Source organism: Streptomyces sp. PKA51 (assembly GCF_057552455.1).
The window spans coordinates 138,307-150,888 of record NZ_BAAJPZ010000012.1; the positions used below are offsets into that span (position 1 = coordinate 138,307).

Annotated in this window: 10 protein-coding genes; 7 read left to right on the forward strand and 3 right to left on the reverse strand. The window is 73.0% G+C overall.

The window, feature by feature from the left end; translation table 11 throughout:
- The first annotated feature begins 68 nt into the window (after positions 1–68).
- The 3 genes from AC27L3_RS19250 to AC27L3_RS19260 are packed head-to-tail and all read left to right on the forward strand — an operon-like array spanning position 69 to position 2,125.
- Positions 69–1,322, forward strand: coding sequence for a cysteine desulfurase (locus AC27L3_RS19250; RefSeq protein ID WP_425583282.1), 1,254 nt, complete (start codon positions 69–71; stop codon positions 1,320–1,322).
- Positions 1,323–1,334: 12 nt separating this feature from the next.
- Positions 1,335–1,790, forward strand: coding sequence for a Fe-S cluster assembly sulfur transfer protein SufU (gene sufU / locus AC27L3_RS19255; protein WP_487235271.1), 456 nt, complete (start codon positions 1,335–1,337; stop codon positions 1,788–1,790).
- Entirely contained in the window at positions 1,787–2,125 is a 339-nt protein-coding gene (locus tag AC27L3_RS19260) for a metal-sulfur cluster assembly factor (RefSeq protein WP_344436998.1), read from the forward strand. Before sufU ends, AC27L3_RS19260 begins: the two co-directional genes overlap by 4 nt.
- An 82-nt stretch (positions 2,126–2,207) precedes the next feature.
- Here AC27L3_RS19260 and AC27L3_RS19265 read toward each other — a convergent pair whose 3' ends face one another.
- Entirely contained in the window at positions 2,208–3,422 is a 1,215-nt protein-coding gene (locus tag AC27L3_RS19265) for a S8 family peptidase (RefSeq protein ID WP_487235272.1), read from the reverse strand.
- A gap of 258 nt (positions 3,423–3,680) precedes the next feature.
- On the opposite strand from AC27L3_RS19265, the gene dapD reads away from it, so the two are divergent.
- Entirely contained in the window at positions 3,681–4,673 is a 993-nt protein-coding gene (gene dapD / locus AC27L3_RS19270; protein WP_487235273.1) for a 2,3,4,5-tetrahydropyridine-2,6-dicarboxylate N-succinyltransferase, read from the forward strand.
- 72 nt (positions 4,674–4,745) lie between these two features.
- Here dapD and AC27L3_RS19275 read toward each other — a convergent pair whose 3' ends face one another.
- A complete protein-coding gene (locus tag AC27L3_RS19275) occupies positions 4,746–6,602 on the reverse strand; it encodes an endonuclease/exonuclease/phosphatase family protein (protein ID WP_487235349.1) in 1,857 nt (618 codons plus the stop codon).
- A gap of 496 nt (positions 6,603–7,098) precedes the next feature.
- On the opposite strand from AC27L3_RS19275, the gene AC27L3_RS19280 reads away from it, so the two are divergent.
- The 3 genes from AC27L3_RS19280 to AC27L3_RS19290 all read left to right on the forward strand — a co-directional run bounded on the left by AC27L3_RS19280 (position 7,099) and on the right by AC27L3_RS19290 (position 11,425).
- Complete coding sequence (locus AC27L3_RS19280; RefSeq protein WP_487235274.1) at positions 7,099–8,622, forward strand: hypothetical protein; 1,524 nt, start codon at positions 7,099–7,101, stop codon at positions 8,620–8,622.
- Between the two features lie 308 nt (positions 8,623–8,930).
- Positions 8,931–10,358, forward strand: a complete 1,428-nt coding sequence (locus AC27L3_RS19285; protein WP_487235275.1) for an alkaline phosphatase PhoX — start codon at positions 8,931–8,933, stop codon at positions 10,356–10,358.
- Positions 10,359–10,375: 17 nt separating this feature from the next.
- The gene (locus AC27L3_RS19290) at positions 10,376–11,425 is read left to right on the forward strand and encodes an MsnO8 family LLM class oxidoreductase (RefSeq protein ID WP_487235276.1); all 1,050 of its coding nucleotides are present in this window, start codon (positions 10,376–10,378) and stop codon (positions 11,423–11,425) included.
- Here AC27L3_RS19290 and AC27L3_RS19295 read toward each other — a convergent pair.
- Positions 11,373–12,554, reverse strand: coding sequence for a TerD family protein (locus tag AC27L3_RS19295; RefSeq protein WP_487235277.1), 1,182 nt, complete (start codon positions 12,552–12,554; stop codon positions 11,373–11,375). The genes AC27L3_RS19290 and AC27L3_RS19295 overlap by 53 nt on opposite strands.
- Between the last annotated feature and the right edge of the window lie 28 nt (positions 12,555–12,582).

The window sequence follows — 12,582 nt, forward strand, 5'->3', positions numbered from 1 at the left end:
CAGGCGTCCTGCGACCCGCAGATTCGCCTCGCGGGCGGAGAAGCGAACGAAAGGGGCGGGGCGTGACCATTCAGCTGCCGGGTCTCCTCGACACCGACGCGATCCGCAAGGACTTCCCGATCCTGGACCGGATCGTCCACGACGGGAAGAAGCTCGTCTACCTGGACAACGCGGCCACCTCCCAGAAGCCGCGCCAGGTGCTCGACGTGCTCAACGAGCACTACGAGCGGCACAACGCCAACGTCCACCGCGGCGTGCACGTGCTCGCCGAGGAGGCCACGGCGCTGTACGAGGGCGCCCGTGACAAGATCGCGGCGTTCATCAACGCGCCGAGCCGCGACGAGGTGATCTTCACCAAGAACGCCTCCGAGTCGCTCAACCTCGTGGCGAACATGCTGGCCTGGGCCGACGAGCCCTACCGCGTGGACCACGAGACCGAGATCGTCATCACGGAGATGGAGCACCACTCCAACATCGTCCCCTGGCAGCTGCTCGCGCAGCGCTCGGGCGCGAAGCTGAAGTGGTTCGGCCTCACCGACGACGGCCGCCTCGACCTGTCGAACATCGACGAGATCATCACCGAGAAGACCAAGGTCGTCTCCTTCGTGCTGGTCTCCAACATCCTCGGCACCCTCAACCCCGTCGAGGCCATAGTCCGGCGGGCCCAGGAGGTCGGCGCGCTCGTCGTCGTCGACGCCTCCCAGGCCGCTCCCCACATGCCGCTGGACGTCCAGGCCCTGCAGGCCGACTTCGTGGCCTTCACCGGCCACAAGATGTGCGGCCCCGACGGCATCGGCGTCCTGTGGGGCCGCCAGGAGCTGCTGGAGGACCTGCCGCCCTTCCTCGGCGGCGGCGAGATGATCGAGACCGTCTCGATGCACTCCTCCACCTACGCCCCGGCACCCCACAAGTTCGAGGCCGGTACGCCCCCGATCGCCCAGGCCGTCGGCCTCGGCGCCGCGGTGGACTACCTCACCTCGATCGGCATGGAGAACATCGCCCGGCACGAGCACGCCATCACCGAGTACGCGATCCGCCGCCTGCAGGAGGTGCCGGACCTGCGCATCATCGGCCCCACCACGGCCGAGGACCGCGGCGCGGCCGTCTCCTTCACGCTCGGCGACATCCACCCGCACGACGTCGGCCAGGTCCTCGACGAGCAGGGCATCGCCGTGCGCGTCGGCCACCACTGCGCCCGCCCCGTCTGCCTGCGCTACGGAATTCCGGCGACCACGCGAGCGTCGTTCTACCTGTACTCCACGCCCGGTGAGGTCGACGCCCTCATCGAGGGCCTGGAGCACGTCCGGAACTTCTTCGGCTGACGAGGGCTGACTGTGAAGCTTGATTCGATGTACCAGGACGTCATCCTGGACCACTACAAGAATCCGCACGGGCGCGGCCTGCGCGACGGCGACGCCGAGGTGCACCACGTCAACCCCACGTGCGGCGACGAGATCACGCTGCGGGTGCGGCTCGACGGTGAGACGATCGAAGACGTCTCCTACGAGGGCCAGGGCTGCTCCATCAGCCAGGCCAGCGCCTCCGTGCTCAACGAGCTGCTGGTCGGCAAGGACCTCGACGAGGCCCGGCGGATCCAGGAGACCTTCCTGGAGCTGATGCAGTCCAAGGGCCGCATCGAGCCGGACGATGCCATGGAGGAGGTGCTGGAGGACGCCGTCGCCTTCGCCGGCGTCTCCAAGTACCCCGCGCGGGTCAAGTGCGCCCTGCTGAGCTGGATGGCGTGGAAGGACGCGACAGCGCAGGCGCTGTCCGAGAGGAAGACCGCATGAGCGACAACGCAGAGACCACGACCAAGCCGGCCACCGAGGAGGAGGTCCGCGAGGCCCTCTACGACGTCGTCGACCCCGAGCTCGGCATCGACGTCGTCAACCTGGGCCTGATCTACGGCATCCACATCGACGACGCCAACATCGCCACCCTCGACATGACGCTCACCTCCGCGGCCTGCCCGCTCACCGACGTCATCGAGGACCAGGCGAAGTCCGCCACCGACGGCATCGTCAACGAGCTGCGCATCAACTGGGTCTGGATGCCGCCGTGGGGCCCCGACAAGATCACCGACGAGGGTCGCGAGCAGCTGCGCGCGCTGGGCTTCAACGTCTGAAACGTCCGAGCCCCGGTCGCTCCCGCACGACACCCGGCAGCCCGCCCTCCCGCAACCGCGGGGAGGCGGGCTGCCGCCGTTCCTACGGGTTCCCCGTGTACAGCAGCCTGTTCGGGGTGCCCGGCTTGAGGTCGGTGACCGTGTCCTTCGTGGACTGCGCGAGCAGCCAGTTGATGACCGCCGACGAGGTCGCCGAGGGGTTGCGGGCCTTGTACAGGGCCGCCACGCCCGTCGTGAAGGGCGTCGCCTGGGAGGTGCCGCTCTTGATGGTCGAGCCGCCGCCCACGCGGTCGGAGACGATGTCCTCGCCCGGCGCCATGATGCGGGCGCAGGGCCCGTAGCTGGTGAAGTCCGTCATCTGGTCCATGCGGTTGGTCGCCCCCACCGCCAGGGCCGTCAGCGCCGCGCCGGGGGAGTGGGCGCAGGCGCTGTCGTTGCTGTTGCCGGCCGCGACGAGCGGCGGCACGCCCCGGGCGGCGACGTTGTCCACGGCGGAGTCCATGCTCCGCGACAGCGGCCCGACCAGGGAGGCGTTGAGGACGGAGGCGGTCGGGGCGTTGGTGGCCACCCAGTCCAGCCCGGAGAGGATGCCCGAGGTGCTGCCCCGGCCCTGGCAGTCCAGCACCCGGACGCTGACCAGCGTCGCCCGCCGTGCCACGCCGTACGTCGCACCGCCCACGACACCGGCCACGTGGGTGCCGTGGCCGCTGCCGGAGGCGCAGTCGCTCGCGTCGCCGCCCTGGGTGACCAGGTCGGCGCCCCGGCGGGCGCGGCCGCCGAAGTCCGGGTGGGAGTAGTCGATCCCGGTGTCCAGGATGAAGGCGGTGGCGCCCGCGCCGGTGCCGCTCACGTCGAACCGGCCGTTCAGCGGCAGCGAGCGCTGGTCGATCCGGTCCAGGCCCCAGGAGTCGGTCGGGGCCCGGGCGCCGGCCGCGACGGGCCGGTCCGCCTCGGCGAAGACCGCGTCCTCCTCCACCGCCTCGACGTCCGGCGAGCTGCGCACCGCCTCCAGCTGCTGGGGCGTCAGCGTGGCGGCGAAACCGGTCAGGGAGTGGGTGTAGACGCGGTCGGGCACCACGCCCAGCGCGGCGGACAGGGTCCGCGGGCTGGAGCCCTTGCGCAGGGTCACGATGTAGTGCCCGGGCACCCGCTCGCCCGCGGTGCGCTCCAGCGGCGCCAGGTGCGCGGCCCGGCCGGGTTCGGGGTCGGAGGCGGTGGCCGGGTAGATGGCGAGATGCACGGTCAGCGCGGCGGACAGGGACAGGGCTGCGATCAGACGGCGTCTGAGCGGTGTCATGCTGTTTTCCGTTCGGGGGGCCGGTGCGACGGGAACCGTTCGGAGAGGTCCGGCGGGTCGGGCGGTCCCCGGGCCGGGAGCGTTGTCCCGGGGGCCGCCCTCCCTATGGATATGTCGACTATTTCCGGAGTGCGACGCGGGCGGGGCCGTCCGGCTGGTGCGGTGCGCCATCCGCGTGACGCGACCGGCGGCCCCGGCGGCCCGCGCCGCGGACGGCCGGTTCGCCTTCGGCGGGCCCGTCCGGTTAGGTTTTCGCACATGACCGATGCAGTTGCTCCCCGTACCACCACCGGCGCCGTCGCCGCCGGCCTCGCCACCGTCGCCGCGGACGGCACCGTCCTCGACACCTGGTTCCCGGCCCCCGAGCTGACCGAGGCCCCCGGCCCGGCCGGCACCGAGGTGCTGGACGCCGAGCGCGCCGCCGAGCTGCTGGGCGAGGCCGCCGTCAAGGCCGTCGGCCCGGACCCCCGCCGGGGCGTCGACGTGGTGGCCGTCCGCACGGTCATCGCCTCCCTGGACGACAAGCCGCTCGACACGCACGACGTCTACCTGCGCCTGCACCTGCTCTCCCACCGCCTGGTCAAGCCGCACGGCCAGAACCTCGACGGCATCTTCGGCCTGCTCGCCAACGTCGCCTGGACCTCGCTCGGCCCCGTCCCGGTCGACCAGGTGGACCGCGCCCGCCTGAACGCCCGCGCCGAGGGCCTGCACCTGCAGGTCACCAGCGTCGACAAGTTCCCGCGGATGACCGACTACGTCACGCCCTCCGGCGTGCGCATCGCCGACGCCGACCGCGTCCGCCTGGGCGCCCACCTGGGCGCCGGCACCACCGTCATGCACGAGGGCTTCGTCAACTTCAACGCCGGCACCCTGGGCACCTCCATGGTCGAGGGCCGCATCAGCGCGGGCGTCGTCGTCGGCGACGGCTCCGACATCGGCGGCGGCGCCTCCACCATGGGCACCCTCTCCGGCGGCGGCAAGCAGATCATCTCCATCGGCGAGCGCTGCCTGCTGGGCGCCGAGTCCGGCATCGGCATCGCGCTCGGCGACGACTGCGTCGTCGAGGCCGGCCTGTACGTCACCGCCGGCACCCGTGTCTCCCTGCCCGACGGCGAGGTCGTCAAGGCCCTCACCCTCTCCGGCGCCAGCAACATCCTCTTCCGCCGCAACTCCACCACGGGCGCCGTCGAGGCCCACCCGTACAAGAGCAGCTGGGGCGGCCTGAACGAGATGCTGCACAGCAACGACTGACGCGGGCGGAGAGCAGGAAGCGGCCGTACGGCGGGGTGCCCCGCCGTACGGCCGCTCGCGTTTATGGGCAGGTCACGGCCTGAAGCGCAGCACCTGGGGGTCGTGGTCGCTGGCCTGGTCGGCGAACTCGGCGTTGATGTGGACGATGTCGTAGTCGACGCAGCCCACGCGGCGGCTGGTCAGGATGTGGTCCAGGACCTGGGAGTTGCCCTGGTAGACGTAGCCGTAGCGCTCCTGGCGGGGCAGGCGGGTGACCTGGTCGGTCAGGACGCCGCCGGCGGTCAGGGCCCCCAGGGCCGGGGAGAACTGGTAGTCGTTGAGGTCGCCGGCGACGACCACCTCGGCGTTGCGGTCGGCGGCGAGCAGCTGCTTGACGAAGCCGTTGACGAGCTGCGCCTGCCGGGTGCGCTGCACCTCCGAGGTGCGGGCCGGGGGCTGGAAGCGGCCCTCCAGGCTCTGGTCGCCGCCCTTGGAGTTGAAGTGGTTGGCGACGACGAAGACGTCCTTGCCGCGGAAGGAGAACTGGCCCACCAGCGGCTTGCGGCTGTTGGCCCATGCGGCCTCGCCCGGCTCGATGCGGCCGGGGGAGGCGGACAGGGCGGCCTTGCCGCCGGCGCGGGTGACCTTCACGGCCGTGGTGGAGTCGCCGCCGGGGATGTCCTTGAAGGAGACGCGGGCGGGGTTGAAGAGGAAGGCGGTACGGATGTTGCCGCCCGGCTGGCCGCCGTCCTGGCCGTCGACCGGGTCGATCTGCCGCCACTGGTAGGCCGGGCCGCCCGCGGCCTTGATGGCGTCGGTGAGCTTGGTCAGCGTCTGCGTGGCGTCGACGACGTGGTCGTTGGCGGGGCCGCTGTTGTCCTGGACCTCCTCCAGCGCCACGACGTCGGGCGAGGCGAGGTTGTCGACCAGGGCCGTCGCCAGGCGGTCGAACTTCGGCTGCGGCGTCTTCGGGGAGAGGTTCTCCACGTTGTACGTGGCCACGGCGAGTTCGCCGTCCTTCTGCTTGCGCGTGGTCTCGCGCTGCAGCTTGCGGTCGGTGAGGGTGCCCAGCGCGGTGGCCTGGAGGGTGTAGCCGCCGAAGTTGTCGTAGTCCAGCGGGCCCGTGGTGGTGCCGGTCAGCTCGTCGCCGACGTTCGCCACGGGGAAGGGGCGCTGGGCGAAGGGGATGAGCGAGGCGACCTTGACGCGGCCGGCGTTGGGGTCGGCGTACGAGCCGTAGAGGGTGCCGCCGCGGGCGGTGCGGTTGTGGCGGGGCTCGGCGGTGACCCACAGCTCGTGGTGGTCGTTGGTGGCGCCGGTGACGAGCGCGTTGCGGACCTCGACGCGCATGCCCTCCAGGGACTCGTAGCGGTCCAGGGCGTAGCGGGCCGGGCGCAGCGGGAGGTTCTCGATGGAGCCGCCGTGGGCGTCGGGGGCGTACCGGTCCGGGAGGGTGGCGGGGCTGAGCACGACGGGCGCCGGCAGGGCGTTGCCGGAGGAGGTGACGGTGACGGTGGCCTTGGTGATCTGGGTCACCGACTGGCCGCCCGCGGCCTCGCCGCCGGGGTAGTACTCGGTGACGGTGCCGGAGACCAGCACCGCGTCGCCGACGGCGACGGCGGGGGTGGTGGAGCCGGTGAAGACGAACACCGCCTCGCTGGTGGCCTCGTCGTGGTCGGGCCGGGTGTCCTGGACCCAGAAGCCGCGCGAGGAGCCGAAGGCGCGGACGGCGGTGACGACGCCGGGGACGTCGGCGACCTGGCGGCCGGCGAACGGCGAGAGGCGGGTGGTGCCCTGGATGTCGTGGATGCGGGTGCCTGCGGGGGCGGCGTCGGCGCTCGCGGCGTTCGCGCTCACGGGGGAGAGCAGCCCGGCGGCGAGCGCCCCGGCTATGAGGGAGCCGACGGTCGCGGTGCGTCCGGTCAGGCTGCGGCGGTTGCGGCTGGGCAGCACGAGGTCCTCCGGGTGGGAGTGGTCGGATCGGCGCTGGTCGGGCGCCGGCCATGCGTCGGCCAGGGGGGTGGGGTGTGCTCGGGTGGCGAACAGCCGCTGGTCAGGGCCCTGACAACGGCATGCGTCAGGACCCGACCGGCGATTGATCACGGATGATCACGGATGGTGCGGGTCTGGCCAAAAATGGTGCGAGGTGATTACTAGCCGTTGTGGGGTCGACACGCAATCTACGCGCGTCAATTTCCGGTGCGGACGGGTCAGTTGTCAAGGGTTTCGCCCACACCGGACCGTCCGTCACCTCACCCGCCGGGCGGGGCGGAACGCGGCCGGATCCTATCGGGGCCCGGTGACGGCCCGGTGAACGACGGGTGGGACACCGGCGCCGTCTAGGCTTGGCCCCGGCACCGGGGCCGTACATCCAGCGGATCCCGGCCGACGACAGTGAACCCGGTCCGGCCCGGTACGGCCGCCCGACGAGGAGTTGACCCCCCTGATGTCCGCAGAGCGCCCGACCATGCCGCCGGTGCGGCTGCCCTCCGACGCGGAGCTCGCCCGCGACGCGCTCGGCGCGCCGCTGTTCGCCCGCGCCGCCCGCCTCGCCCGCTGGGCCGGCGAGGGCACCCCGGTCGGCCGCGACGGCGAACTCCTCGCCGGCCAACTGCACACCGCCGCGCAACTCCTCGGCCTCGACGACGACGAGAACGGCACCGCGTACACCGCCGAGGCCTGGCAGCTGGCCCTGGACACCGGCATGGTGGAGTTCACCGAGGACCCCGCCGCCGAGCAGGCCCTGGAGGCCGCCGACGCCACCGGCGACGAGCCCGCCGGCACCGCCGCCGCCGGCGAGGAGCTGGCCACGCTCACCTCCGGCAGCCCCCGGGACGTGCTGGAGCTGTGGCTCGGCGGCCTGGAGACCGTCCTGGCCGACGCCGCCGCCCCCGACCTGGCCGACCTCGTCGACCAGCTCACCGGCTCCGCCGAGGACGGCGACCTCGACCTCGACGCCCTGGACTGGAACCCCGAGGAGGAGGCCGACTTCCTCGACGGCGTCCTCGGCAACCTCTACCTGCTCACCGCCCTCGAACAGGGCTCCCCCGAGCGGCCCGTGCCGCTGCCCGCGCTCGCCGCGTCCATGATCGTGCCGGACGACATGGACGAGCCCACGGACGAGGTGCTGGAGGAGGTCTCCGAGGCGATGATGCGCCTGGACGACCAGTTCCGGATCCTGGAGCCCACCGGCATCGTCCATTACCGGCCCGTCGACGAATCCCTCATCGAGGTCGTCGACGGCGAGGGCCACATCAAGGAGTCCGTCGACGGCATCTCCTCCGACCTGCCCGAGGACGAGGACGTCAGCCGCTACGGCATGGTCGCCCTCACCCCCCTCGGCCTGTTCGCCGTGCGCGCCCGCATGCTCGACGCCGGCATCGACGCGCCCGCCGTCGGCGACCTCGCCGAGGCCGGCGCCGACGAACTGCTCGCCGCCCTGCCGCACCACCCCCGGGGCGCCGCACACGCCGAGGCCCGCCTGTGGCTGGAGCGCCGCGGCGACCTCGACGCGGCCCGCGAACTCCTCGCCGCCGCACGCGGCGACGACGCGGAGGGCCCCGGGCGCCGGCTGGCCTGCCAGCAGGTCCTCGCCCTCGCCGGCCCCGAGGCCGAACCCGCCCTGCGCGAGGCCGTCACCGACCCGCATCTCGGCGGCCTGGCCCGCGTCTGGCTCGCCGAGCGCGGCATCACCGACGTCCCCGAGCCGGACGCGGCGACGGTCCTGTGGCTGACCGTCGACACGATCGCCGCCCAGCTCGACTCGGCCACGACCGAGGAGGACGAGGAGGACCTCCGCGAGCTCACCGAGTCGGTGGTGAGCCGGCACGGCGGCTTCTTCGACGCGGCCTGGAAGGTGGACCACCCGGCGACCGGCGACGTCCTGGAGGCGATGGGCCGGCTGCTGGCCGACAAGACGGCGGCCAAGCAGGCCCGCAAGGCGGCCTTCAAGGCCCGCTCCCGCGCGTAGCGCGGGGGCGCCCCGAAGGGGCGCGGGGCGGTATCGATCTGCGGCTACCGCCGCGTGGGCGCGACAAGCCACGACGCTCCCGCAGGTGCGGTGTCGGCTGCAGGCCGTCCGTGGCCGATCGCGCAGTTCCCCGCGCCCCTTACGGGGCGCCGTGGTGCCGCGCCCCGGCGCGCGGGGTCCGTGTGCGACTTTCCGCCGCACCGGCCGGCACCAGGCTTACCCGTCGCTTCGTTGGGTGTTCACGGGGCGTTCTCCGGGGAACGGGATCGTTGGCGGCGCCCGCCGCTCGTCCGGTTCTGGAGGCGCAGATGACCCTCAGTCGAAGAGAGTTCGCCGCACGATCCGCCCTCGCCGGTGCCGGGGTGGCGCTGGCCGGCAGCGCCGGGGTGCTGGCGAGCGCGCCCGGCGCGCTCGCCGCGCCCGCCGCGGTGGGGTACGGGCCGTTGCGGCCCGACCCGGCCGGCATCCTGGCCCTGCCCGAGGGCTTCACGTACCGCATCGTCACGCACAGCGGCGTCACCCGGCTGGAGAGCGGGGAGTACACGCCCTCCAACCACGACGGCACGGCCGCCTTCGAGGGCCCGCGCGGCAGCACCGTGCTGGTCAACAACCATGAGCTGAAGGGCCCGCGGGCCGGCTGGAAGCACCCCGTGCCGCTGGCGGAGGGGCTGGTGTACGACCCGGCCGCGGCCGGCGGCTGCACCGTCGTGGAGGTCGCCCGGCACGGCGACCACGTCGCCGAACGGGTCGGCATCGCGGGCACCTCCACGAACTGCGCGGGTGGCGCCACCCCCTGGGGCACCTGGCTGACCTGCGAGGAGACCGAGGACAAGGCCGGCGAGCACGGCATGACCAAGGACCACGGCTATGTCTTCGAGGTCGACCCGCACGACCGCCGCGCCTGTCGCGACCCCAAGCCGGTGAAGGCGCTGGGTCGTTACGCCCACGAGGCCGTCGTCGTCGACCCGCGCCGCGGCCATCTCTACCTGACCGAGGACGCCGACACCCCCAACGGCCTGTTCTACCGCTGGACGCCGCCGGACGGCTTCCGGCACGGGCACGGCCGGCTGCGCACGCTCGCCGACGACGCCGGCGTCCTGCAGGCGTTCCGATGCGTGGACTCCGGCGGCCGGTTCGTCGACGACCTCTCGCGTGCCACGCGCCCCGGCACGGTCTACGGCGTCGACTGGGTGGACGTCCCCGACCGCGACGCGCGCAAGGTCTCCGTGCGCAAGCAGTTCGCGAACGGCCGGGTCACCCGCGCCCGCAAGCTGGAGGGGATGTGGTGGGGCGACGGCGGCGTGTACGTGGTGTCGTCCTACGCCCGCGAGGAGAGCCCGGTCCGGCACGACGGCCAGGTGTGGTTCTACAGCCCCGGCCACCGCACCCTGACCCTCAAGGTCCGTTTCGGCGTCAACGAGCACCCGGAGCGGGAGGGTGCCTTCGACGGCCCCGACAACATCACCGTCTCCCCCCACGGGGGCCTGGTCATAGCCGAGGACGGCCAGGGTCTGCAGCACCTGTTCGGCGTGCTCGACGACGGGCGCACGTACCCGATCGCCCGCAACCAGCTCGACAACGGCACGCCCGGCAAGCCGGAGTACAGCGAGTTCACGGGGGTGACGTTCTCCCCCGACGGGCGGACGCTGTTCGCCAACATCCAGGAGCCGGGCATCATGCTGGCGATCACCGGGCCCTGGCGCCACCAGGGCGGCCGGGGGAATTCTGGGCGGTAGCCGCTGTTGACGTGGGGGTGAGCCTTCGGATCTCGGTACTGGACCGCTCCCACACCCGCCGCGGCCGCCCGCCCGGCGAGGCGCTGCGCGACACCGTACGGTTCGCGCAGCAGGCCGAGGCGCTGGGCTTCCACCGCTTCTGGGTCGCCGAGCACCACAGTGTGCCCGGCGTCGCGGGGTCCGCGCCCACGGTGCTCGCCGCGGCCGTCGCCGCCGCGACCTCGCGGATCCGGGTGGGCACGGGCGGCGTGATGCTGCCCAACCACCGCCCGCTCGTGGTCGCCGAGCAGTTCGGGGTGCTGGAGTCGCTCTTCCCCGGGCGCATCGACATGGGCCTGGGGCGTTCCGTGGGCTTCACCGACGGCATCCGGCGGGCGCTGGGCACCGGCAAGGAGGCGATGGGGGACTTCGGCGCGCAGCTCGCCGAGCTGGCCGACTGGTTCACGGGCGACCCGCTGCCGTACGCCGGTGTGCACGCCCGTCCCGCCGAGGGGCTGCGCCTGCCGGTGTTCGTGCTCGCCAACGACGCCGGTGCCGACGTGGCCGCCCGCGCCGGTGCCGCGCTGGTGATCGGCGGGCTGAAGCGGGAGGGCGCGGCGCTCGCCGCGATCGAGCGCTACCGCGAGGGCTTCCGGCCGTCGGTGTGGTGGCAGGAGCCGTACGTGGTCGTCGCCGGCAATGTGGCCGTGGCGGACACGCGCGAGGCGGCCCTGCGGCTGCTGATGCCGGAGGCGTGGGCGCTGGCCCGCTCCCGGACGCACGGGGTCTTCCCGCCGCTGGTGCCGGCCGAGGAGGTGGCGGCGCTGGAGATGACCGACCGGGAGCGGGAGCTGTACGAGTCCTCGCTCGCGGGCCACGTCCACGGGACGCAGGAGGAGGTGGCCGCCGCCCTCGCCGACCTGGTGCGGCGCACCGGGGCGGACGAGGTGCTGGTGACCACCGGCTCCTACGACAGGGCCGCGCTGCTGGACTCGTACGGCAGGCTGGCGCGGCTGACCGGCCCGGCGGGCGGCGTCACAGCGCCTGGGCGGCCGGCTTCACCAGATCCCGTACCGTCTTGGACTTGACGAACTCGCCCATCGCCGTCATCTCCCACTCGCCGGAGAACTGGCGGATGAACTTGCACATCAAAACGCCCGTCGTCGGCTCCGAGCCGGTGAGGTCGAAGCGGACGAGCTCCTCGCCCGTCTGCGCGTCGAGCAGCCGGCAGTACGCCTTGGCGACCTCGGTGAACTTCTGGCCGGTGAAGGAGCTGACGGTGAAGACCAGGCCGGTGACCTCCGGCGGCAGGCCGCCCAGGTGCACGGTGATCGACTCGTCGTCGCCCGAGCCCTCGCCGGTGAGGTTGTCGCCGGAGTGCTGGACGGCGCCGTTGAGGATCTGCAGGCGGCCGAAGTAGCAGGCGTCGATCATGTTGCGGTCGGGGCCGTAGGCGATGACCGAGGCGTCCAGGTCGATGGCCCGGCCGTTCCAGGCCGGCTCCCAGCCCAGGCCCATGCGCACCGAACGCATCAGCGGCTGGCCGTTCTTGACGAGGGAGACGGTCTCGTTCTTGCGGAGGCTGACCCGGCCCTTGTCCAGGTTCACCTTGCCGGGCGCGGCGGGCGCAGCCGGCATGGCGGGCGGCGCGGCGGGGACCGGGGGTGCGACCGGGGTCGCGGGCGCCGCGGGGGCGACGGCCGCCGGTGCCGCCGGCTCCTCCACGCTCACGCCGAAGTCCGTGGCGATGCCCGCCAGCCCGTCGGCGTAGCCCTGGCCGACCGCCCGCACCTTCCAGGCGTCGCCCCGCCGGTAGACCTCCACGATCACCAGTGCCGTCTCCGTCGCCAGCCGCGGCGGCGTGAAGGTGGCGATCACGGTGCCGTCGTCCGCGTTGCGCACGGTCGCCGTGGGCTCGATGCCGGCGAAGGTCGCCCCGGGGGCGTCCGGGCTGGCCGTGACCACGATCTTGTCGATCCCGGCGGGCACGGCCGCGGTGTCGACGGTGATCGCGTCGGGCGAGGAGCCGGAGGCGGCACGGTGGGTCACGCCCGGGCCGGTGGGCTGGTTGTAGAAGACGAAGTCGTCGTCGGAGCGCACCTTGCCGTTGGGGGCGAGCAGCAGGCCCGAAACGTCGAGCCGCACCGGGGCGGTGACGTCCACCGTCACGCGGGAGACGGAGAGCGGCAGGTTCGAGCCGGGTGTCATAGCGGTCATGACCCGGGTAACGCGCAAGGTCCCTTTA